Here is a 23,893-nt window from a genome sequence, read left to right as displayed (position 1 = left end):
AAGATTTTATCTGTCACTTTAAATTATACATTTTAAATCAGAATATATATATATATTCGAAGGTAATATATATATATTTAACCTTAAATATGTTAACTCTACGTAAACTATAGATAAATACTATTATATCTTAATTAATATGCTATATAATAGTATTTATCTACTGTTATCAGAATTAAGTAAAAACTTTTTTAAAAAAATAATAATTATCTATTGATAATTATTATTTGATAGTATATAATAAGTTCATAAGATAAAAACAAAGCAAAATAATAAATAAATATATAATAAAAATTTAGGAGGATTTAATTATGAAAAAATTTGTATGTACAGTATGTGGTTATGTTCATGAAGGGGATTCTGCTCCAGTTGCTTGTCCAGTATGTAAAGCAGGTGCAGATAAGTTTGTAGAGAAGTCAACTGATAACTTAGCTTGGGCTGATGAGCACAGAATAGGTATCGCTAAAGATGTTGATGCTGAAGTAATCGAGGGATTAAGAGCTAACTTTACTGGAGAATGTACAGAAGTTGGAATGTATCTTGCAATGAGCCGTCAAGCTGATAGAGAGGGTTTCCCTGAAATCGCTGAAGCTTATAAAAGAATAGCATTTGAAGAAGCAGAGCATGCTGCTAAATTTGCTGAATTATTAGGAGAAGTTGTTGTAGCTGATACAAAAACTAACCTTCAAATGAGAGTTGATGCTGAGCACGGAGCTTGTCAAGGAAAGAAAGATCTTGCTACATTAGCTAAAAAATTAAACCTAGACGCAATCCATGATACAGTTCATGAAATGTGTAAAGATGAAGCTAGACACGGTGCTGCTTTCAATGGTTTATTACAAAGACATTTTGGTAAGTAATATTACCTCAATATAATAAGTTTTTGCTATACTTATTACAAGAGCATTAGTTTTAACACTAATGCTCTTTTTTAATTTAAGTTTATTATTAAAATTTAACCTAAATTTATATACACTTCCTCAAAACTTTCCATATCCTTCATCTTTCATCTTAAATCGCACATGATAAAAAGGGTATAGCTAAGTAAATTCACTTAACAATACCCTATTTATATCCTAATTAATTTTATATGTTTGATTATTAAACTCTAAATCCTAAATTTCAAATTTTAAACTCCAAGACCTACTTCGTTCCAAATAAACGGTCTCCAGCATCTCCAAGACCTGGTACTATATATCCATGCTCATTTAATTTCTCATCTATTGAAGCTAAAAATATATCTACATCTGGATGTACTTCCATAACTGCTTTTATACCCTCTGGTGCTCCTACAAGACACATAAGCCTTATATTTTTAGCCCCTCTTTGCTTCAGTGCGTTTATAGCATCTATAGCTGAACCGCCTGTTGCAAGCATTGGATCTGTTACAATAATATCTCTTTCTTCTATATCTTGTGGTAATTTACAAAAGTACTCTACTGGCATTAAAGTTTCTTCATCTCTGTACATACCAATATGACCAACTTTTGCTGCTGGCATAAGTTTAAGCATTCCATCTACCATTCCAAGTCCAGCTCTTAGTATAGGAACTATAGCCACCTTTTTACCTGCAAGCATCTTACATTTTGTAATACATATAGGTGTTTCAATTTCAACCTCTTCTAATTGCATATCTCTTGTAACTTCATACGCCATAAGCATTGCAACTTCTTCTACTAATTCTCTAAAATACTTAGACCCAGTATTCTTATCCCTCATGAATGCTAACTTATGTAATATTAATGGATGGTCAATTTGTGTAACTTTACTCATTTTTTCTCCTCCTAAGCTTATCTGCTATATTTTTCTTCTATTTGTGTAATTTTGTTAACTCTACCTTCGTGTCTTCCACCTTCAAAGTTTGATTCTAAAAACGCATCAACTATGTCTAGCGCAAGACCCGCTCCAACAACTCTCTCACCCATAGCTAGGATATTTGCATTATTGTGCTCTCTAGTAGCATGAGCACTGAATGTATCACTACAAAGAGCCGCTCTAACTCCAGGTATTTTATTTGCAGCTATGCTAATTCCAATACCTGTGCCACATATTAAAATTCCAAGATCACACTCTTTCGCAACTACTGCCTCCCCAACCTTTTGCCCATACTCTGGATAATCACAAGATTCCTGGGTATATGTACCATAATCTTTAACTTCAATGCCTTTACCTTGTAAATGCTTAATTACGTCTTGCTTTAACTTTAATCCGCCATGGTCGCTTCCGATTGCTATTCTCATATTCATCCCCCTCATGCTTATATTTCCAGGATATCAAATCCCGCACTCTTTTTTAACCTATTCATTATAGCCATACCTACCCCTACTTCTTCAAATGCCTCACAAAGTATTATGTCTATATCCAAGGCATCAAATCCTCTTAACACTCTGAATAGATTTTTTCCCACATCATCCATGCAGCTTCTTGCTCCAAGTGAAACTATAGTTGCATTTTTATATAACCCTTTAGTTTCATCTGTGGCAATAATCCCCACACGTTTGCCTTGCTTACTATAATTTAATACCATTTGATTAATTTTTGCAATAACTTTATTTATATCACCTTGAACAATTTTCACTGGCGACTTAGGTGCATAATGTCTATACTTCATACCCGGAGCCTTGGGCTTAAAGTCTTCCTTAGGTTTAGACAATATAGATTTATCTATATATGTTCCTGAATCTATTTCCTTTAACATCTCTAGAGTTATAGCACCCGGCCTTAATATACAAGTAGGAGTTGTTGTACAATCTACTATTGTAGATTCCATTCCAACTACACTGTTTTCTCCACCAAGTATACAATCAATCTTACCATTTAAATCTTCAATGCAACTTTCCATATCTGTTGGACTTGGTTTACCCGAAATATTTGCTGATGGTGCCGCTATGGGTACTCCTGCTGCCTTTATAAGACTTCTCGCAATATTATTCTCTGGCATTCTTATACCTACAGTACTTAAATTTGCACTAGTTTCATCTGGAATCAAATCTGTCTTCTCTAATATTATTGTTATTGGACCTGGCCAAAATTTTTTAATTATCTCCCTTGCCACTCCTGGCACATTCTTAACATAAGAATCTATATCATAATCTGCAACATGTATTATAAGCGGATTATCCTGTGGCCTTCCCTTTGCTATAAATATCTTAGTTACCGCTTCTGGGTCTAGTGCATTTGCCCCTAATCCATATACCGTTTCTGTAGGGAATGCTACAAGTCCACCACTTTTAATAATTTCCCCAGCCTCCTTAATGGCACTCTCATCTAAATTTTTCTCACTTAACCTCACAACTTTTGTTTTCATACTACTTATTCCACCTACTTCAATATTGACTTAAAATAAATTTATCATTACAAACCCAAATATAATTCCAAGTATAATCCACATCGCATTGGTATAACCACTTCGTAATTCATTGCTTTCAGGCAACATTTGTCCAAATGCTACATAGATCATAATTCCACTAGCAAACGCAATACTATATCCTAAAAACACATTAGATATATTATTAAGAAGTATACCTATCCAAGCTCCTATTATCGTAGGAAATGCAACTAAAAAGCTATACCATAAAATTTTCAATGGATTTTTACCAGCCGCTATTAATGGAGCCGTCATAGCTATTCCTTCGGGAATATCATGAATCGATATTAGTATACTCATTTTTATTCCAAGTCCTGAACCCTTAACAAACCCAAACCCCATTATAATTCCCTCGGGAAAATTATGCATCATAAGTCCCAATGCCATTAAAATTGCTACTTTTGTATGCTTTGTGTTACTCTTATTTTCACCTTGTTTATTTCCAGTAACCCCAATCATCGAATCAATAAAATATACTACTACTATTCCTATAATTATAACTATAAGACTTCTAATAAATCCTATCTTATCAATAGACTCAGGTATAAGCTCTAGAAAAATTATAGATATAATTATTCCTGTAGCCACAGACAGTAACATTCCTAATAATTTATTTGTAGGATTTTTTAAAGATACACCTATGAGAGCCCCTACCATAGTTCCTATAATTGATACAATCGCAGAAAATATTCCTATTACAAATATTGTACTATTCATAACTCCTCCATAAAAAATATTACTATTAGAAATATATTTATGAATTCCTTATTTTATTCGACTTCCTATACTCTTTTATATTCTCTACTGCATTTTCAGTAAATATTGCTTCCACCGAATATCTAAATAACATATCAAGCAAAAGATATTTTTTAACCCCGCCTCGTTTCACTAGAAAGTAATAATAGTCTCCATCATTCGGCATTTTTATCTTTGCATAATATTTTCCTATATCCTTATATTTCTCTATCACTTTATTTGTAACAACACGCATTCTCTTATTTCTAAATCTTGACCTTGTTATTATAAGTATTTCAAAATATCGCTCCTGAGGTATCGTGTGAATCATTGCCACCTTATCATATGAAATTTTATATTTAATTCTTCCACCAACTGTAGCTATTGTTATTTTATTTTCATTTAATTCAAATTTAAGATATTCTTCATTATATCTTATCAATACCGCTGACAGTATTAACATCTCTATAACACCAAGATACGCCACAAAGAATATATTAAATTTTTTACTAAGGAATAACACTATAGGCAATAATATAAAAATAAAGCCCATAGATAGCATAAACCTTTTGTAAGATTTCACCTGCTTCTTTAGGACTTTACCTATATCCATATAATACCCTCACCTTACAACCTTTTTAAATTAAATACCGTTACCCATTGCTTTCATCTTTTCAGCCTGGTCTGTAGTTATTAATCCATCTAACATCTCATCTATCTCTCCATCTAGGAACGCTTCTAATTTATAAAGAGTTAATCCTATTCTATGATCCGAAACTCTTCCTTGTGGATAGTTATAAGTTCTAATTCTTTCACTTCTATCTCCAGTACCTACTTGGCTCTTTCTATCGTCCGCTATCCCTTTAGCTCTCTCTGCTTCTGCAGCTTCGAACAATCTTGATCTTAATATCTTTAGAGCTTTTTCTTTATTTTTAAGCTGTGACTTTTCATCTTGACATGATACCACAAGTCCTGATGGTAAGTGAGTCATTCTTACTGCCGAATCCGTTGTATTAACACATTGTCCACCGTTTCCTGACGCTCTAAATACATCTACTTTTATATCATTCATGTTTATTTCCAAGTCTACATCTTCAACCTCTGGAAGCACTGCAACAGTAGCTGTAGATGTATGAATTCTACCACTTGATTCTGTGTCAGGTACTCTTTGAACTCTATGTACACCACTCTCATATTTAAGCTTACTGTACGCTTTATCCCCTTTAACCATGAATACAACTTCCTTAAATCCACCAATATCAGTTTCATTTGCACTCATAATTTCAACTTTCCATCTGTTACGCTCTGCATATCTTGTATACATTCTAAATAGGTTAGCCGCAAACAGAGCTGCTTCATCTCCGCCTGCTCCTCCTCTAATCTCTATAAACACGTTTTTATCATCATTTGGATCCTTTGGTAATAATAATATTCTTATATCCTCTTTAGCTTTTTCACAAGTTTCTGTTAACGCTTTAATATCTTCCTGAATCATCTCTCTCATTTCTCTATCTGATTCGTCATTTAGCATCTCTTTATTTTCTGCAAGTGAGTTCTCTGCATCTCTATATTCTCTGTATTTGTTAACTATAATCTCAAGTTCAGCATGCTCTTTACAAAGCTTTTGCCATTCTTTCTGATTGGCCATTACACTTGGGTCACCAATCATATTTGATAATTCATCATATTTATTTTCTAAAAAATCTAATCTCTCTAACATATATATAACACTCTCCGTAATTTAATCTTAAATCTCTATTTTTTATAATCGTTCAATTATACCATAAAAATATGATTTATGGTAACTTTCCTATAACCACACGATAATTTCCACCCAAATCTTTTAAGCTGTATATTTCTTGAAATCCTTGGTCTTCCATAATAGTTTTAACTTCAACTTCCTGGTCATGTCCTATTTCAAAGCACAAATATCCATTCGAGTCCAGTAGTTCTTTTCCCTCTTCACATATTGCCCTATAAAACTCTAATCCATCATCCCCGCCTGATAAAGCTAAGTGCGGCTCATAATCCTTAACATCATTCATAAGGGTTGGAAGGATATCCTCTCTGATATATGGCGGATTTGAAACTATCATATTAAATCTTAGCTCATTTTCCTTAGCTTTAGCAAATAAATTACTTTCTATTACTTTTACTCTATCTTGTAACTTTAGGCTATGAATATTTTCACTAGTAACCTGATACGCTATAGGACTTATGTCAAACAACGTTACACTCTTTGCCTCAGTATATTTAGCTATAGCTACGCCAATAGCTCCACTACCACAACACATATCACATATATTATCTAACTTCCCGTCATTTATTATAGAGATACATTGTTCTACTAAAATTTCTGTATCTGGACGTGGAATTAATACTCCATCTTTCACATAAAGATTAATTCCCATAAATTCAACCTGCCCTAAAATATAAGCTATCGGACATCTTTCTTTTCTAGTATTTATAAGCTCTAAAAACTCCTCTTCACACTCTTCCGATAAGCTTTCATTCCTGTTCATAATTATATATAACTTATTAACTTTTAAAACTTTACACAAAAGTAGTTGTGTGTCAATTATATATGATTCTATACCTACACTTTTTAATATGTCATACCCTCTTATCAATGCTTCATTTATATTCATATTATTCCTCATTTTTCTTAATTCATTCTAATCCTTCAGCAGCTTTTAATGATATTATTGCCACCTCTAACATTGATTCATCTGGCTCCTTTGTAGTTATCTTTTGCAAAAGTAATCCTGGCCATGCAATTATTCTAGATATTTTACTATCACTTTTACCAAGCCACCTTATAACCTCATAGGTTATTCCAGCTACTAAGGGTAATAATATTATCCTCGATACTATTCTCTGACCAACTGATTGCCACCCTGTAAATGAAAATATAATTATACTTATTACCATAACTAAAAAAAGAAAATTGGTTCCGCACCTTGGATGAAATCTTTCAAACTTTTGTGCATTTTCCGGCGTAAGTTCAATACCATTTTCATAACAAAATATAGTTTTATGCTCAGCTCCATGATATTGATAAACCCTATTTATATCTTCTAATTTTCCTACTAAAAAAATGTATGCCAAAAATATAACTACTCTTATTATACCCTCAACAATATTTAAAATTAAAAAGTTTGATGTCATTGTTTTTTTTATTACACTTGTTAAAACCGTTGGAAGTACAAAGAATAGTAAAACCGCAAACACAAGGGAAATCGCCAGGGATATTCCCATAACCACACTACTACCCTTTTCTTTAAATGTTTTATCAAACCACTTATCAAACTTAGATTCTGACACTTCTTCCTCTTCAAAGAATGAAGCCGAGTACTCTAAACTCTTAATTCCTATTATTAAAGATTCTATAAGTGATATAAATCCTCTCACTATTGGAAGCCCAAATATCTTATGCTTTTTTACTAAACTTTCATTTGCTTCTTTTTTTACTTCTATTTTTCCATTTGATAATCTTACCGCTGTAGCAAGTCCCTTAGACCCTCTCATCATAACCCCTTCAATAACCGCCTGTCCGCCAACTGTAGTCTTTTTCTCCATTTAAACACCCACTTTTCACATTATTTTACCCCATATTTTTATATTTAAAGTAACACTGTGGGCAAAGAGATTCATATTCCACATTATCTTCTTTGTCTATAGCTACTTGATTTCCTTCAAATACAAATTTCCCATTAATCTTTCTTCCATTCAATATAGCTTTTTTTCCACATTTGCAAATAGTCTTAAGTTCTTCTAAACTATGTGCTACTAATAGAAGCCTCTCACTACCTTCAAACCCTTGCATTTGAAAATCAGTTCTAAGTCCATAACATATTACTGGTATATCTAAAGTTACAGCTATTGTAAACATTTCATCTATTTGTTCCCTTGTAAAAAATTGAACTTCATCTGCCAATATACAATGAATATTACCATTGCATTTAATATAATTCTGTACAGCAGTAAGTATACTTTCACTTCTATCAAAGCTTAAATCTACTGCCTTTGTAACCCCTAATCTAGATACAATCTTGTTACCTCCCTTTGTATCAGTCTTAGGTTTTATGATTATAGAATTCATCCCTCTTTCTTCATAATTATAAGCTACCTGAAGAAGATTTGTAGACTTTCCACAATTCATTGCTCCATATCTAAAATACAGTTTACTCATAGTAATATTCCTCCAAAGTCAATCGATTAATTATATAGTTATATTCTATTAGAAAACCTACTATTAATCAAACTAATATTGTCTTTTACATTTATAATTCATAATTTCCAATTTTAAATTAACATTGACCCGTATTATCAACTATGCTATAATCTAATAGTTGATAATACGGGTATATATGTAATATCGAAAGAGGTGAAATGTAATGCAAGAAGGAATACATCCAAACTATAACAATGAAGCTGTTGTTAAATGTGCATGTGGAAATACTTTTACAACTGGTTCAGTTAAGCCAGAATTAAAAGTAGATATTTGTTCAAAATGTCATCCATTCTTCACAGGTAAGCAAAAGAATGTTGATGTTGGTGGAAGAGTTGATAAGTTCATGAAAAAATTCAACCTTAAAAGCGAATAATCATATATATTTACTTAGGAGAAGTTCACTTCTCCTATTTTTTTATTTAATTTTTTCTATTGTATGGTAATCACCACCATAATACTTTAACTAATATTATAGTGTTATAATGGCTATCCATTAGATAAACGATTAAGGAGGCATAATTTTTTATGCCTCCTTAATTATTTTCTCTTTATCTTAGTAACTCTTGATTTTTTGATACCGCATCATAAAAATCACTATTATTATCTGTTTTTGATAATAAACCTAAAAGTTTTTCTGTAACCGCTTGAGGGTTACCAGTCTTATACATAGTTTTTCTTATATTATAACTAACCTCTAATTCTGTTTTCTCTAGTAGTAAGTCTTCTCTACGAGTTCCGGACTTATAAATATCTATAGCTGGGAATATTCTTCGCTCTTGAAGTAATCTATCAAGATGAACCTCCATATTACCTGTTCCTTTAAACTCTTCAAAGATCATATCATCCATTCTACTTCCTGTTTCAACTAACGCAGTAGCAAGAATAGTTAAACTTCCACCCTCTTCTACATTTCTAGCTGCCCCGAAGAATTTTTTAGGCATTAATAATGCGCCTGTATCTAGTCCTCCAGATAAAGTTCTACCTGTTCTTGTTATTGTTAAATTATATGCTCTCGCAAGTCTTGTTAAACTATCCAATAGTATTATTACATCTTGTCCTTGTTCAACCATTCTTTTAGCTCTCTCAAGAACCATATATGCAACCTTTGCATGATGTTCTGGCTCTTCATCAAATGTAGAATAAATTACATCTCCATCTATAGATCTCTGCATATCTGTAACTTCTTCTGGTCTTTCATCAATTAAAAGTACTATAACCTTAACTTCAGGATGATTTCCAGAAATACTATGAGCTATTTTCTTTAATATGGATGTTTTACCTGCCTTTGGTGGTGCAACTATAACACCCCTTTGTCCTTTTCCAATAGGAACTAATATGTCCATTATACGAGTTGATAAATCCTTAGAATCCTCTGTTTCAAGCCTTAATCTATCCGTAGGATATATTGGTGTTAACCTTTCAAAAGGAACTCTATTTACAGCTTTCTCAGGATTTTCTCCATTAATTTTTATGACTTGTAGTAAAGCACTATATTTTTCCCCATCTTTAGACATTCGAATTCGACCTTCAACTTCATCACCAGTCTTAAGGTTAAATCTTCTAACTTGAGATATAGAAACATACACATCATCATCACCACTTAAGTAATTATTCATTCTTAGCAATCCAAAATTTGCATTATCACTAAGTTCAAATACACCCTTTGCAGTTTCTGATTCACTTATTAAAGTTTTTAATCTTTCACGCTTCTCTTCCATTGCTTCAATTCGTTCTTTTAGTGTTAGCTCTCTAGGTGCTTCTTCGCTAGTGTCCTCATTGCTTGATTCTTCATTTGAAAACTTTTCATTTTCTATCGTTGTAGTTGTATTAACATCTTCTCTATTTTCCATTTCAACTTCTGCCACTAAAGGTTCTACATTCTTTTTAGTAATCTTCTCTTGAAGTATTACCCCTGATTTATTAATTTTAACTTGCTCTGATTTTATTTCCTCTGATTTATCACAGGTCTCACTCGATTCCTCTTTAGATTTCTGCTGTGACATATTTTTAATTTCATCTATCAATTCACTCTTTTTTAACTTTGTGATATTTTTTATTCCTAATTCCTTTGCAATACCTTTCAATTCTATAACATTCATGTTATACAAATTTTCATTATTCAAAGGATCACCTCCTATTTTATATGTATATTAAAATTGTAATTTACTTCTTGGAAAATTTTATTGATATGCAACTAGATTTGAATTTTCTATATGAAAGTTTTAATGGGTTTTACATTAAAAATTATTTAATTACTTAAATTAAGTTATATTATTTTTCAATCATTTTATATGCTTCTACTTCACCCTTTACTGATATAAGTATACACTAATTAAAATAAAAATCTATGATAAAATTTAAAAATCTTTCCTTTTACATTAGACAAGATATATAATATTATTATGTAATTTATCTTAACTTTTCTTATTATTTACAAAAATAATTTTTATATACTTATATTTCTATTGTTATTGTAAATATCAATAGAAACTTTATTTTAGGAGGAATTATGAATTTAAAAAGCAAACCCTTTAAAACATTTATATTTTACCTTGGCACTACAATCTTCACCCTATCTCTAATACTTATAAACAAATTGCCTTACATGAGTATATCCGCTTTCATAGGCGCTGTCCTTATGTGCTGCTATCCTGTCAATAAAATAGTTAGAAAAAAAGTCATTAAATAATTATCCTTTTTATCATAGTATAATAACACTTAAAAAGTACACCATCTTATTCTATAACACCTTAAGTGTTATTATTAAATTTACTTACAAAACAAACTATCTAACTTATATTTTTCTATTTTATACTGAAGTGTTTGTCTTGGTATATCCAAAAACTTGCTTGCCTTACTTACATTATAGTTACAAACCAACAATGCCTCTTTAATATATTCAATCTCTACAATTTCAAGTTTTCTTCTTAATGAAGTACTTTCAACGCCCCTCTCTAACCCCAGGTTTTCTACTTCAATAATGCCTTGCCCTTTATAATTTAAAGCTGCCTCAATTATATGTTCAAGTTCCCTGACGTTCCCTTCATAGTTCCTTTTCATTAATACATCCATCGCTTCTTTGCTTATTCCGATTACTTTTGTTCCTAATTTCAAATTCAATTTATGTATAAACCCTGTTATGAGTAACGGTATATCCTCTCGCCTTGAATTAAGACTTGGCATATTAATTCTTATGACATTAAGTCTGTAATACAAATCTTTTCTCAACTTATTGCTCTTTACTAAAAACTCGGGATCTTCATTTACTGATACTACTATTCTTATATCAGTCTTCCTAGTGTTAGTCTCTCCAATTCTCCTAAACTCACCTTCTTGAATAACCCTAAGTAATTTACTTTGAAAGGTAACATCCATAGAGTTAAGCTCATCAAGATATATGGTTCCACCTTTAGCTATTTCAAATAACCCTTCCGATTCTACAGCTCCTGTAAATCCACCTTTACCAACACCAAAGAACATACTTTCCAAAAGATTTTCAGGAATAGCCGCGCAATTTTGGGCTATGAAAGCTTTTCGTCGTCTTATTGAACTATTATGTATAGCTTGTATTATAACTTCTTTTCCTGTTCCTGTATCCCCATACACAAAAATAGGCGACCTTGAATTACACACCTTTCGCCCTAGTTCTTTAATTCTATTCATCTCTTCGCTACATCCGATAATATCCTCAAAACTGTACATAAAATCCCCCTAGGTTAAACCCTATATCTTAATACAAAGGCTATACACCTTTATGTGCATAGCCTTTGTGTCATGTATAATCACTCTTTAAAGTGATTATACTACTTTACAACTATAGTTGCTGTAAGTTTAGTATTTATAATCTGATCCTTTGCTACAATTACATCATAATCAACATTTATTTTTCCACCTTCATCATTTACATCTATATGAACCTTATTAGTTTTCACTCTAAGGCATATACCTCCATGTGGCGTGTTATAGAGAATAGATGAACTACTTCCATTTTTAAATTCCATGTTAGTATTTACATCGCCCTCTCTCAATAGGTTAAAGTACTTCTCACCTATTCTAAATGTCGTTGTAGTGTCCCCTAATCCCGAAAGTTCAGTTTCTTCATAAGTTGCAACATACTCACCATCTTCCTTTGAAAAGGTTCCCGGACTAACAATCTCAATACATTCTTCTTCATCATTATTTTGTATGCTTTTCACGCTAATTATAGCTTCTTTGTCCATAAATTTACCCCTATCCCATATTAAAATATATTTTCAACTATATATTTATCATTTCAATACAATTATATTAATTTAATTTACTATAATAAAGTCTCAATCTTACACAAAATAGACCACGTCTTATACTTTTGCACCAAGAAATTACCCTACAATATATTTATTTATTTCTTCATCTGTTGCACATGTCTCTTCTATGCTAGTATGATCTTGATTTCCAAAGGTTGAGTATTTAACCACAACACTAGGTTCATCTTTCCCCTTACTATATCTTATAGCAATCTTTCCAGCAATTGAAATAACTTCTTCAGTGGCTTCTCCAACGATAACTACCATAGATCCATTAAAATCTTGTACTAAAAATATTGTGTCATCTTTTCTAAGAAGATTTTTAATTATCTCGCCTTCTTCTTGTGTTCTTGTAGAAATAACCTTAGCCTTTGGAGTAACTCTAAAGTGACGTCCAACCTTCAGTAATTCTAGTTCTCTTTCCTCTGGCTGCTGATTATGTTCCAAAAGCTCTTTAAGCCTAATAGAGTAATTTGGTTCTGTAAGTTTACATCCACCAGCTGGTGATGGGTATTCTTTAATTCCCCAAGCTTCTGCAAGCTCCATTTGAGCTTTTCTAGATCTACCTTGGATATTCATAAGTTTCTCTCTATCTACAAGTCCACTTTCCTCCATCTCTGTTGGAATTAAATTTTTCGCACAAAGAGGACGAAGCACCTTATGTCCAATTCCACTCTCATTCTTAACTTTATCTAAAGCACTTCTATTTTGAGACATAGGTCTCTGATTTAGAACCTCACCCGTAATTATAAAGTCTGCATTTAATTTTTCTAGAAGTTCTCCACAGTATTTCATCATCATAGCATGACAATCTATACATGGATTCATATTTTTACCATAACCATTTTTAGGATTTTTAACCATTTCAAAATGATCCACCCTAAAATCTACAACCTCTAATGGAATATCTATTTGCTTTGTCATTCTTACTGCATTCTCTTCATTAAAAAAGTGAGATTTAAAGCATATTCCAATAACCTCTATTCCTTGATCTTTAATCAACTTCGCCGCTAGAATACTATCTAATCCACCTGAAACCATTGCTAATGCTCTTGTCATAAATTTATTCACCCAACTTTCTAATATTGTTTATTATATTTTTTACAATCTACCGTTAATCTTACTCTTTTTTACTTCTAGTATCAACTTGTAAGTATTGGTTTGTAATAATCATTACAAATTAACCTCTATCTATCGCAAATTTAATTAAGCTATCTATTAACTCATTGTATGGTAATCCTGTAGCTTCCCACATCTTCGGATACATACTTATACTTGTAAACCCTGGAATGGTATTAACTTCATTTAAGTATACCTGCCCATTCTCTTTATCTACAAGAAAATCAACTCTAGCCATACCTGCACAATCTAACTTCTTGTAAATTCTAACCGATAACTCTCTTATTATATTCATTTCTTCATCATTTAGATTTGCTGGTATCAAAAGCTTAGATGCTGCATTTTGATATTTAGCTTCATAATCATAGAATTCTTTAGCTGGAATTATCTCCCCTGGAATAGAAGCCTTAGGATCATCATTCCCTAATACTGCAACCTCGATTTCTCTTGCATTCAAACCTTCTTCTACAAGAACCTTTCTATCATGTTTTAACGCCTCTATAAGACCTAATTTAAGACTTTCTCTATCATGAGCCTTTGTTATTCCTACAGATGAACCACTATTAGCTGGCTTTACAAAACAAGGATATCCAAGTTTTTCTTCTATCCTTTCTACAAAGGCTTCCGGTTTTACTCCATATTCAAAGGCATTAACTACTACATAGTCAGCCTGTTTTATTCCCTCATGTTCAAGTAAGTATTTTGTATACACCTTATCCATGCAAACAGCTGAACTCATAACCGAAGGTCCAACGCATGGCAACTTTAAAAGTTTACAAAATCCTTGCATAGTTCCATCTTCCCCATACATACCGTGAAGCACTGGGAAAACCACATCTACTTGTTTATTTAGAAGTATATCTATTCCACCTTCTATCTTATTTTCTAAATCTTCTTCCCAATTTCCACTAGCTATATTCTCAAAGTTCCCCTTATACTGAAACCAATCTCCACTCTTCGTTATACCAATTGGAAATATATTGTATTTCTCTTTATTTATATGATTTAGAACTGATGCTGCAGATACTCTAGATACTTCATGTTCTGTGGACTGACCACCAAATAATATTGCTATATTCTTTTTCATAAATTTCACTCCTAACAATAATTTTATCCTTTGTACAATCTATTCACTCCTTAAATGAATAGTGAACACAAATAAATTATACTCTCTATATTTTATCTATGTTCACAACTATATTCAATATTTTTTTAACATTTATCTATGTTTTAAGGGACACTGAAATTATCTGATATATTATCTTTGCACGAATATATCAACTTCATCATCCCCATTGATTAACCTTTTAAAATTTTACTTAAATAGTTTTTTCCACATATCAACTATTTTAAACCTAACAACTATATTAGTATCCTCACTATTATCAATAATATTACTACTACGTTTCCCATCCTCAACCTTTTTTTCAGCAGTCTCACCTTGCCCATTATTGCTCACAGTATTATTAACCATGTTATATTCATCATCGTCCAAAACTCTCTTCATCTCTTCTTCCGTTTCTTCATATGCAATATCACCTTTAGTTATATCTACAAAACATATAGGCGGAAACATTACACACCACCAATTTTGACCTTCACCTGTACCAATTATTATTCTATAAGCTTCATATTCTCCTTGAGGTAATGTTATATTTCCATAGGTTTTAATCGGAAAATACTCTTTAGTTAAAGTTGAATCTACAGTATAATTGTATCCATTATTTTCTATAACTTTGTTTGCTATTGCTAGAATTTTTCCATTCTCTTCTCTTAATATCTCTCTTGACTGTTCTATATCCTTACTATCCTTTAATAATGGTTGTACATATTCTAAAACTTTATCTCGAACCTTAAGTTTTAGACTCTGATCCTCCTCATTATCACTATTTGCAATAACATGAAATCTGATTAACTTATTCGAGATTTCCTCTATTGAAATTTCCTCTTCATGATCCTGAGCCACCGCAATATTTTCACTTCCACTCAATGCCATTTCAAAAACAAGTACAAATACAACAAAAACGGTAACAACTATAGATATAAATCTCTTCATGTTTCTTCCCCCTAAAACTTAAATTTGAATCATATTCTAATTGTTACCATTTGGACAAGTTATATTCAGATTATTTTAATAAATTATAAATTATTGTTGAAATTCTTAAAGAATTTCTTTATCTTCAATTTTTAATTTTAAATTTTAAATTCCAAAGTTAATTCCCTATTCCTATTGTTCTTATTTCACTATTAACAATAATAGATACTTCAGCCTCTGAAAAAACTCGTGGCCAATCATCTTCTATGCTTTTCCATACACCTTTATGATATCGCCTAACAGCAGCCTCTACCTGTAATAAATCTATCCCCAATTCATCCCTGGCAAAGTAAAAAGTATCTTTTAAATCTTTTTCCATAGTTTCGCTAAATTCTTCTTCCATTTTACTTATAGAATCGCTATCCAACTTCTCTCCATCCGTATAATAACCCTTAAGCGAACCTTCTGTATCCACCTTATATTTCAAATATAATTTCCCATCTTTATAGCTTATATCTAAATCTGTACTTGCATTTTTTATATAATAATCTATAGGATGACCATCTTGGTTTATAGACTTTCTACATGAACCTATATCACCTTTAAGTATTTGAATATCTGTAATTTGATTATTATTCAAATAATAGTTAATTAAAGAATCTTTAATTACTGCAACCCCTGTAAGTTCTATATCATTTTCACCATACAATGAAAATACCGGTAACGCACTCACATTATAAGATTTAATCATATCAATATATTTAGTTAAAGTTACTGGGGCAACAACCCCATTTTTACTACTATTGCCCATAAGGGACGTTATGTAGTTAACTACATTTTCCTCCATTACTGGCTTCACCTTAATATAATCTACTGCTTTTCCTTTTACTATAGCCATGATAATAGTCCTATTTAGATTAGGTTCTCTTTGAATATAGTCATTTATCTCCTGTAACAATGCTGGATATTTAAATATTTCATCACTAATCAGCAATAGCTTACTATGACCAAAATGCATGCTCCTACTACTCTTTGCCAAAGCCTTAAAATAAGTATCTGTCATTGAATATCCATCTACAGTTATAGACAGTTCTTCAGCTGCACCCTTATCCTTTTCCATATTTCTTATATCTGGAAATCCATAGGTTACTCTTAGAATATCAAGATCTTCATATTTATTATTTATATCCATTTCATCAACTTTTGAATCTATTAAATCACTTTTATTCGCAACATCAGCACCTACATCAATCCCTATAGTTGACACAAAGGCTTTTCTATCAATTTCTACACTGTCCCAACATCCCGTTAGGAGTAACGATAAAAATAACACAGGAATAAGTTTTAATATCTTATTCTTCACTCCTAACCCTCCTCATCCTTCTTATACAGCTTATTACTAAGGTTATTCCTATAACAACTATAATTCCTCCAATAAACCCGATTCTCAAGTATGCAAACCTAAAATTTCTAACCTCCAAAATATTTTCTGGAAACATAGTTGCTAAATATACTAGTGGAATATATAGCATAGATGCTGTTCTAATATCCTCTATTTTAAATACATCCTTTATTATAGATGATCCAAAATAATAAATATTTGCAAAGGATGTAAAATAGAATATTACCCAAAGCGCCATAACCAGACTATCCCACTTTTCTAGAATTCCACTTCTCGAACTTATGGATTGAAGCATTGTTATTGTTGGAAATATACTATCTACCGCTTGTGCCTTTGACAAGGTCGCTGATACCAGTATAAAAGTTATACAATAAAACACCCCTACAAAAATACTACTTATCTTAAGTGTTTTACTCACTTTATTTCTTTCTTTAACATAAGGGATTAATATAAATGCCATTGAAAATCCATTAAATACAAATAGCATTTCAAAACTCGCCAAAAAATAATTTTGAATTGGCGCTGTCCCTATAGGTAATAAATTTTTAAAATCTGCCTCCGGTAAAGTTAATATCAATATTATAGTTAGTGGTATAAACATTATCCAAAATGCAATTTCATTAAAATGTACTACATTGGCTAGCCCTCCACGACTTAAGTACATGCCCATAAAAATAAATGTTATTATTATAACTTCAGTTGGTGTATTCACTAAAAGATACATTGTTACAACTTCACAGAACACCCTAAGGGAAAGAGATAATATAACTATTATTACAACAGAGTACATAAAAGAAATTACTCTACCTAACCCGCCTCCATAAATATCTGTAAGTATAAATGTTATATCTTTATATTTATTCATTTTTATTAATTTGTGTATTAATAAAAGGATAATCCAAATTACAACACCTGTAATAATTGCAGCTATCCAACTGTCTGCCCCCACATAATTAGACACTATTGCAGGAATATAAAAAATCCCAACACCGATCATTGATACCGAAAGACTCGCAAATAATGCAAATCTTTCAATAAAACCTTTTTTATCCATAACATACCCTCCAGTAGGATGATTGTTTTTATTTTTGCCTTACGTTATTTCTTGGCTTTAAAAACTTAGGTCTTTGTTTAAAATCTTTAAGCGGCATTCTTACATATAGATCTTTTAAATCACTCCAAACCAAATCCACTGCAGGTGCAAGATATGGTATTCCAAAACTTTTTATTCTAGTTAAATGAATTATTAAGAATATTACCCCTAGCATTATTCCATACAAGCCAAATACCGCCGAAAGTAAAATAATAATAATTCTAAAATAACTAAATGCCGATGTTATTGTATAGTTAGGTATTAAAAACGTGGTTATTGCTGTAACCCCCAAAACTATAATCATTATAGGACTTACAAGGCCTGCAGTAACTGCAGATTGACCCATTATAAGACCACCTACGATTCCAATTGTAGATCCCACTGGTTTTGGAAGTTTAATAATAGCTTCAATTAGAAATATTAAACTAGCTTCCATAAGTAGAACCTCTACATATGCAGCAAAAGGCACCCCTTCTCTAGATGCGGCTATTGCATATGCCAGCTTCGTAGGTATAAGATCCGAGTGAAAAGTAGTCACTGCCACATATAAAGCCGGTAAAATTAATGATGTCATCACTCCAATCATTCTAATAAATCTTACAATTGTTCCACTTATCCAACTCGTATAGTAATCATCTGGCGCTTGAAAGAAGTCTACCAGCACTGCAGGAACTATCAAAACAAAAGGTGATCCATCTACAATTATTCCTATTCTCCCCTCATATAGCGCTGCCGCTACCACATCTGGTCTTTCCGTACTTTGAACCTGAGGGAATGGGGTCTTTTCATTATCTTCTATAAATTGTTCAATATATCCACTATCTAAGATAGCATCAATATTTATTCTATCTAATCTAGTTTTTAGTTCCTTCAAAATATCCGTATTAACAATATCGTCTATATAAACTATTGCCACGTCAGTTTTTGATCTAACACCACATTGTCTTCCTTCAATTTTTAATCCTGCATCTCTAATACGCCTCCTAATAAGAGCCGTATTAAATCTTATAGTCTCAGTAAATCCTTCCCTTGAACCTCTTATTACAGTTTCACCTGAAGGCTCACTTACTCCACGATTAGGCCAACTTCTATTAGCTACTACCAACGCACCTTGCAAATCTTCTATTAAAACTAAGCTTTCACCAGATAAAATCAGATCAACCCCATCACTGAGTTTATCAATCTCTTTTATATCAGATATAGCTATAATTCTATCTTTTAATTCCTTTGGAGACCTTACAATCTTCCCCATCTCCATCATAGGCTCAAGCAAGAAATCATTCAGTAAAGCTTTATCTGCCATACCATCTATATAAACTACACCACAAAGAATTTGACCAACCATGAATTCTCTAAAAACCATATCCGATGTATCCTTAAATAACTCCTTAAGGTACTCCATATTTTCCTTTGTACTCTGAGAAATAGTTTCACGTACTTTTCCCTTCATCTAATCCAACCTCCCTAATACCCTAAGTGCTTATCTAATTTAAAGCCATACCCACCTAACAATGTACATACTCACAGTAATTATAACCATCCCTATACCTATAACCAGACTTTGTATTTTTGCTCTATTTTTATCTTCTCTTGAAAAATATCTAACATCTCCAACTATAAGCATATATCCAGCTACTAATACTAGAATTACTAAATAAATATCAAATCTTTCTACTAAAGTTCTTAACATACTTTTCTCCCTCGCAATTTTAATTTGATGAGCTATGCTCAAAGCTAAAAACTCCTTAGCTTACTAATGTGTTCAAATCCTACACTTAACCATATGACTTGCCTTAATTCTAATTTAGTTTTACCTCTTAATATGAATTATATACATCGTGTAAATAAGACAAATCAAGCACACATATAACCCTCACTAAAAAAATAAGGGTACGAACCATATACGATTCGTACCCTTATTAAATATGCTAAATAGTCTTAGTAACAAAAACCTCATTATATCTTATTCTTAATTTATTAGCACAACACGCCGCTCCACTTTCAGTCTCGAAGAACCCAAACACTGTTGGACCACTTCCACTCATCATAGCACCTAATGCACCTTCATCACACATAAACTTCTTTATATCATTAATTTCTTCATGTTCCTCTACAGTTACATTCTCAAGTAAATTCATCATATTTTCAGCCACATATATCAAATCATCTCTTCTTATAGCATCTATTAACCCATCTACATTAGGATGATTCTTAACCTTATCTAATTTAAAATTCTTATAAGTTTGCACTGTTGATACACCAAAATTCGGTTTAACTACAACCAATATCTTGTCACAGAAAGGCTCAATCATGGTTATAACCTCACCAATTCCCTCACAGAGAGCAGTTCCCCCTTTAATACAATAAGGCACATCTGCACCTATTCTAACACCTAATTTCATAAGCTCTTCATCCGAAACTTCTGCTTTATATAAATCTCTCATAGCCCTCAACGCTGCCGCAGCATCAGTACTTCCACCCGCCATACCAGCTTCTACAGGAATGTTTTTTTCTATATGAACCTTTATCGCCTTTTTTATACCGTAAGTATCACAAAACAATTCTATAGCTTTATAAACAAGGTTCCTACAATCTGTAGGTACCGACTCTTTATTACTTGTAATATGTATCCCCTCTACTTCTGATATAGGTTCAAAACTCAATTCATCATATATATCAACAGTCTGCATAATCATTCTCAAAAGATGATACCCATCTATTCTTTTTCCTATCACATCAAGGGCTATATTTATTTTTCCATAAGCTTTTATATTCATAATCTATACACCTCACTATAATTGAGAATAATCCATTTAACAATTGTAGTCAATGTTCAAATTATGAATTATGAATTTTAAATTCATGGAAAAACTCCTTTGGAGTTTTAAATTAAAAAATTCCAAAGGAGTTTTATGAGAATTTTAAATTTTAAATTATGAATTATAAATTTAGGTTAAAACTCCTTTGAAGTTTTACAACAATTTTAAATTAAATGATAGCTCTTCCTGGTATAATTAATTTCTGTGATGGTTTAATGTCTTCACCATCATCTAAATCGTTTATCTTAACAATCTCCGCTACCGTAGTTAGATATTTTTTAGCAATACTCCATAGTGTATCCTCTGGTTGAACTACATATATTATCACACTAGCTTTTTTTGCTGGAACCTCTCCCTCATTAATGGACATATCAACAATAAATTTATTTTTCACAGTATAATATACTTTACAGTGAACTTTAATTACCGCTCTTATAGATATATTTCCAGCCTCTAAATTTCCTTCAATCATCTCTAGTGAAACGCTAGCATCAACCTGCATATTCGGTTTTGCACCCTCTATATCAACTTTACAGCTGAAAGGAATATCTTGTTCTAAATTTATGATATAATCCTCTTCATCCTCAGTTGAATATAATACACAAACCTTCAATAAACCTTCTACTTCAACTTTATCATTCTTAATAATTTTATCGTTTATATTTACTGTTCCAGTAGTCATTATAACTTTATTAGGTTTTATATTATCATCCTTTATATCTATATCATCTTTTACTAAACATTCATTGTACCCATGCCCCTGTATAACATTAATATTATTTTCCTTTGAATCCATAGTTAGTAATTTTGTAGGACAATATCCATCTTGTATTACTTCAACTTCATCTTTATACATCACATGTGTTGTGGCCTTAACCATAAATTCTATATCTATTACTCTATTTTCACCCATATCATCTTGTCTTATATCATGCTCAAAAGATTGAACGCAGAAGTCTGTGAAATACTCCATATTTGGTTTTAGTTCATCGATTGTTACCTCTTTGTATAAAGGCACATTTTCTGAAATACAGAATAACTCTCTTCCATTTCTACCTTTATATAGAATAGATACATTAGCTACTGCCTCTATTTTAAGCCCACCATCACTTAATCTAACCTCTTTTTTACCTATACAGACATTATATTTTATAACTTTTAAACATTCATTTTTGTCCATATCAATTTTCATTTCAGCTTTTCCAATTAATTCAGTCTCGATAGGCTCCATAACCTTATCTAAAGTCATAGGATTCTTTAAAAATTCAATATCCTTGCCTTCGTGAACATCCTTAATTATCTCAAAAGAATTTATATTATATCCATTACACTGGCATACAATAAATCCTTGAATTGCAATTTTTCTTTCGTTGATAATAACACAATCCATATGTTCAATATTTAGCTCTATATCACAATACATGTTTTGTTGAGCACCCATCATGTCAATGGTTTCAGACCTATTCCCATTGTAAATTACAGAATGAGCCTCTGTTGCTCCACCTTCCTTTGCCATATAAAGGATTGTATATTGAAGTTGACAACCTACATTTACTCTATCAGTTCCAACTTCTTTATTCGTTATCATTGGTTTTACATCTAACATTAGTATATTATCAACGTCGGGTAACGTGTCAGGTATAACGTACTCTTCCTTTATGAACATCTTTGTGTCATTTTGTGCAATTGATTGTTCATATTCTATATGGTCCTTTATTAAATTCAAATCCATAACTTTCCCTCCTAAAATACCTACTAATAATTTATATATAAGAAGGTCATAAAATATAACTATTTATTTCATTTTATTTTAAATAAGTTAGTTATTTCATACTTTATTTTATTTGGATACAACATAAGTTATTGGAATTACACTTTGATATCAAGCCTCTATAGAAAAATATCTTTAAATACAAAAAAGACATTCTATAATTATAGAATGTCTTTTTTATATTATCCTGCAAAAACTAGTTGCACAGTCTTAGTTAGTACATCACTATAGCTGTAACTAACTGTTCGTTGTGAACTACTATCTAGCCTAATCACAAATATGCTGTCATAAGTTTTTTCCAAAACTCCATCATTTACCACAATTTTACGTCTTCCACCATTTGCCTTTAATGTCACTTTTTCGCCAACATGACCTTCGATATCTTTTTTTATCGTTGTCAATACATTTCCTATCTTCACAGTAGACACCCTCTTTCTAATATTTCCATAAAGGCTTCCATATACATAGTACCAAAAAAAAGCCTTTATGTCAAGCAAACTAATTATTTTACAATATTTTATCAATCTTTGTCAATGTTAAATATTCGTTAAATTTTTATGTATTCATATGATTTAGAGATATTATGTCACTTCTTTTAAAATAACGAACCAAAATCAACTTGACATTATTATGTGTATTAATTTTTTAGAATATTCACATACACAACTATAATTCTACTTTTTTTCTTATATTGTTTATTTAGTCACCTTCAAAACATTCTTTATATATTCCACTTTCAATTTATTTCCAGATTCCTTTTCACCTAAAAAAAGCTAAATAACAACCTATCTAGCTTTTCCTCTTATATTCACTAACTATTTTACATATTGTGATTTCGGGTACCCCATTCTATATTTTCCTCTAGTTTGTAATCCTCCAACACCTTTTATTCCTGTAATAGTATTTTGAATTGCATCTTCTACATTTACCATATCCTCTACGTTTGTATATGCTACTTTCTCACAAATAAAAACCGGATCTAAACAATGAATAAGAACTCTATTTGGAGATGATGCAAAGTTAGCACCAGCA

25 protein-coding genes are annotated in these 23,893 nt (G+C 31.5%); 2 read left to right on the top strand and 23 right to left on the bottom strand.

Going from position 1 to position 23,893, the window contains the following annotated elements; all coding sequences use genetic code 11:
* Window positions 1-311 precede the first annotated feature (311 nt).
* On the top strand, window positions 312-860 hold the full coding sequence (locus tag RSA29_RS17405) for an NADH peroxidase (protein WP_346933357.1): 549 nt from the start codon (window positions 312-314) through the stop codon (window positions 858-860).
* A 283-nt stretch (window positions 861-1,143) separates the two neighbouring features.
* On the opposite strand, the gene upp is transcribed toward RSA29_RS17405, so the two are convergent.
* The 9 genes from upp to RSA29_RS17360 all read right to left on the bottom strand — a co-directional run bounded on the left by upp (window position 1,144) and on the right by RSA29_RS17360 (window position 8,294).
* Window positions 1,144-1,773: a uracil phosphoribosyltransferase gene (upp, locus tag RSA29_RS17400; protein WP_346933356.1), complete on the bottom strand. Its 630-nt coding sequence runs from the start codon at window positions 1,771-1,773 to the stop codon at window positions 1,144-1,146.
* A gap of 17 nt (window positions 1,774-1,790) precedes the next feature.
* Complete coding sequence (gene rpiB, locus RSA29_RS17395) at window positions 1,791-2,240, bottom strand: ribose 5-phosphate isomerase B (protein ID WP_346943707.1); 450 nt, start codon at window positions 2,238-2,240, stop codon at window positions 1,791-1,793.
* Between the two features lie 17 nt (window positions 2,241-2,257).
* Entirely contained in the window at window positions 2,258-3,307 is a 1,050-nt protein-coding gene (locus RSA29_RS17390; RefSeq protein WP_346943708.1) for an L-threonylcarbamoyladenylate synthase, read from the bottom strand.
* A gap of 30 nt (window positions 3,308-3,337) precedes the next feature.
* Window positions 3,338-4,084, bottom strand: coding sequence for a ZIP family metal transporter (locus tag RSA29_RS17385; protein WP_346943709.1), 747 nt, complete (start codon window positions 4,082-4,084; stop codon window positions 3,338-3,340).
* Between the two features lie 37 nt (window positions 4,085-4,121).
* Window positions 4,122-4,715, bottom strand: a complete 594-nt coding sequence (locus RSA29_RS17380; protein WP_346943710.1) for a hypothetical protein — start codon at window positions 4,713-4,715, stop codon at window positions 4,122-4,124.
* A 30-nt stretch (window positions 4,716-4,745) separates the two neighbouring features.
* Entirely contained in the window at window positions 4,746-5,822 is a 1,077-nt protein-coding gene (gene prfA / locus RSA29_RS17375) for a peptide chain release factor 1 (RefSeq protein ID WP_346933351.1), read from the bottom strand.
* Window positions 5,823-5,898: 76 nt separating this feature from the next.
* Window positions 5,899-6,750, bottom strand: coding sequence for a peptide chain release factor N(5)-glutamine methyltransferase (gene prmC, locus RSA29_RS17370; RefSeq protein WP_346943711.1), 852 nt, complete (start codon window positions 6,748-6,750; stop codon window positions 5,899-5,901).
* 22 nt (window positions 6,751-6,772) lie between these two features.
* Window positions 6,773-7,681 (bottom strand): DUF1385 domain-containing protein, encoded by a 909-nt coding sequence (locus RSA29_RS17365; RefSeq protein ID WP_346943712.1) that lies wholly within the window; start codon window positions 7,679-7,681, stop codon window positions 6,773-6,775.
* Window positions 7,682-7,706: 25 nt separating this feature from the next.
* The gene (locus RSA29_RS17360; protein WP_346943713.1) at window positions 7,707-8,294 is read right to left on the bottom strand and encodes a thymidine kinase; all 588 of its coding nucleotides are present in this window, start codon (window positions 8,292-8,294) and stop codon (window positions 7,707-7,709) included.
* Window positions 8,295-8,499: 205 nt separating this feature from the next.
* Between RSA29_RS17360 and rpmE the strand changes: the two genes are divergently transcribed.
* Window positions 8,500-8,709 carry a 50S ribosomal protein L31 gene (gene rpmE / locus RSA29_RS17355; protein ID WP_346933347.1) on the top strand — a complete coding sequence of 70 codons (210 nt, stop codon included), beginning with the start codon at window positions 8,500-8,502 and terminating at the stop codon, window positions 8,707-8,709.
* Window positions 8,710-8,884: 175 nt separating this feature from the next.
* On the opposite strand, the gene rho is transcribed toward rpmE, so the two are convergent.
* The 14 genes from rho to RSA29_RS17285 all read right to left on the bottom strand — a co-directional run.
* Entirely contained in the window at window positions 8,885-10,459 is a 1,575-nt protein-coding gene (gene rho, locus RSA29_RS17350; RefSeq protein WP_346943714.1) for a transcription termination factor Rho, read from the bottom strand.
* Window positions 10,460-11,105: 646 nt separating this feature from the next.
* Window positions 11,106-12,038: a sigma 54-interacting transcriptional regulator gene (locus tag RSA29_RS17345; RefSeq protein WP_346943715.1), complete on the bottom strand. Its 933-nt coding sequence runs from the start codon at window positions 12,036-12,038 to the stop codon at window positions 11,106-11,108.
* Window positions 12,039-12,139: 101 nt separating this feature from the next.
* Window positions 12,140-12,556, bottom strand: coding sequence for a DUF1934 domain-containing protein (locus tag RSA29_RS17340; RefSeq protein WP_346933344.1), 417 nt, complete (start codon window positions 12,554-12,556; stop codon window positions 12,140-12,142).
* Between the two features lie 141 nt (window positions 12,557-12,697).
* Window positions 12,698-13,681: a tRNA 4-thiouridine(8) synthase ThiI gene (locus tag RSA29_RS17335; RefSeq protein ID WP_346933343.1), complete on the bottom strand. Its 984-nt coding sequence runs from the start codon at window positions 13,679-13,681 to the stop codon at window positions 12,698-12,700.
* 121 nt (window positions 13,682-13,802) lie between these two features.
* Window positions 13,803-14,828, bottom strand: coding sequence for a D-alanine--D-alanine ligase family protein (locus tag RSA29_RS17330; protein ID WP_346943716.1), 1,026 nt, complete (start codon window positions 14,826-14,828; stop codon window positions 13,803-13,805).
* Between the two features lie 228 nt (window positions 14,829-15,056).
* Window positions 15,057-15,797 carry a stage II sporulation protein R gene (gene spoIIR / locus RSA29_RS17325; RefSeq protein ID WP_346943717.1) on the bottom strand — a complete coding sequence of 247 codons (741 nt, stop codon included), beginning with the start codon at window positions 15,795-15,797 and terminating at the stop codon, window positions 15,057-15,059.
* Window positions 15,798-15,954: 157 nt separating this feature from the next.
* Window positions 15,955-17,139 carry a Ger(x)C family spore germination protein gene (locus tag RSA29_RS17320; protein ID WP_346943718.1) on the bottom strand — a complete coding sequence of 395 codons (1,185 nt, stop codon included), beginning with the start codon at window positions 17,137-17,139 and terminating at the stop codon, window positions 15,955-15,957.
* Window positions 17,129-18,232 carry a GerAB/ArcD/ProY family transporter gene (locus RSA29_RS17315; protein WP_346943719.1) on the bottom strand — a complete coding sequence of 368 codons (1,104 nt, stop codon included), beginning with the start codon at window positions 18,230-18,232 and terminating at the stop codon, window positions 17,129-17,131. Before RSA29_RS17315 ends, RSA29_RS17320 begins: the two co-directional genes overlap by 11 nt.
* Before the next feature lie 28 nt (window positions 18,233-18,260).
* Entirely contained in the window at window positions 18,261-19,721 is a 1,461-nt protein-coding gene (locus RSA29_RS17310; RefSeq protein ID WP_346933338.1) for a spore germination protein, read from the bottom strand.
* Window positions 19,722-19,760: 39 nt separating this feature from the next.
* Window positions 19,761-20,003, bottom strand: coding sequence for a CLC_0170 family protein (locus RSA29_RS17305; RefSeq protein ID WP_346943720.1), 243 nt, complete (start codon window positions 20,001-20,003; stop codon window positions 19,761-19,763).
* 196 nt (window positions 20,004-20,199) lie between these two features.
* Window positions 20,200-21,048, bottom strand: a complete 849-nt coding sequence (gene ispE, locus RSA29_RS17300; RefSeq protein WP_346943721.1) for a 4-(cytidine 5'-diphospho)-2-C-methyl-D-erythritol kinase — start codon at window positions 21,046-21,048, stop codon at window positions 20,200-20,202.
* A 211-nt stretch (window positions 21,049-21,259) separates the two neighbouring features.
* Window positions 21,260-22,822, bottom strand: coding sequence for an SPOCS domain-containing protein (locus RSA29_RS17295; protein WP_346943722.1), 1,563 nt, complete (start codon window positions 22,820-22,822; stop codon window positions 21,260-21,262).
* A gap of 221 nt (window positions 22,823-23,043) precedes the next feature.
* The gene (locus RSA29_RS17290; RefSeq protein WP_346933334.1) at window positions 23,044-23,280 is read right to left on the bottom strand and encodes a Veg family protein; all 237 of its coding nucleotides are present in this window, start codon (window positions 23,278-23,280) and stop codon (window positions 23,044-23,046) included.
* Window positions 23,281-23,676: 396 nt separating this feature from the next.
* On the bottom strand, window positions 23,677-23,893 hold a 217-nt coding region (locus tag RSA29_RS17285), incomplete at its 5' end, for a sporulation peptidase YabG (protein ID WP_346944616.1).

The organism is Clostridium sp. (genome assembly GCF_036660475.1).
Lineage (GTDB): Bacteria > Bacillota > Clostridia > Clostridiales > Clostridiaceae > Clostridium_J.
Note: the sequence above shows the minus strand (reverse complement) of the source record. Positions and strands in the feature narration are given on the sequence as shown.